Source organism: Vibrio sp. 704 (assembly GCF_033339295.1).
This window is the reverse complement of record NZ_JAWOUH010000612.1, coordinates 1-625: the sequence shown is the minus strand read 5'-3', so window position 1 is coordinate 625 and position 625 is coordinate 1. Positions and strand designations below refer to the sequence as shown.

Genomic DNA, 625 nt, shown 5'->3' with positions numbered 1-625 from the left:
CCTATGTAAAACCAATCCCATTGCGAGGATTATGCCTAATACAGGCAGAAGCCCACCTTCTACGCCCCAGTACAACATTTCATTGTGTGGATGATCCATCGATGGCAAGCCAGCAGGATAGTTCTCATTCAGCGCATGCTGGCGCGCGGTGTACAGCATGTACTCAGATTCAAACTTACCGTAACCGTAGCCAGTGAACGGTTTCTCGATCACCATATCCAAGGTTTGAGGGAAAGTGTACGCTCGAGGCGATTCCATATTCACTTTCTCTGCCGCCAGTCCACTTCCATCCGGGAATGCAATGCTCATTACAACGAACGAGAGCACCAAGCCCGTAACCAAAGCCGCGATCCAGCGAATAAAGCGGCCTTTGGTTGCAAAGCGATACATATACGGAATCACTAACAACAAACCGATGATGGTCGCTAGCCATCCTGTGCGCGAAGCTAACGCGACAATCAACGGCAAGGTAACAACAGGTACGGCATATAAAAGGTAAACGTCGCTTAGCTTACGTGAATACTTATAGGGTTGGCGAGCTAGAAGGTAACTGGCAATGACTAATCCAGTAGCGAGAAAGCTTGCCATCACATTCGGTTGCTGAAAGATCCCGTACGGACGGTTA

At 49.0% G+C, this 625-nt stretch carries 1 protein-coding gene; it reads right to left on the bottom strand.

Annotation, left to right across the window (positions count from 1 at the left end):
* The coding region (locus R7R24_RS28055) for an O-antigen ligase family protein (RefSeq protein WP_318120353.1) at positions 1-625 on the bottom strand (625 nt) is incomplete at both ends.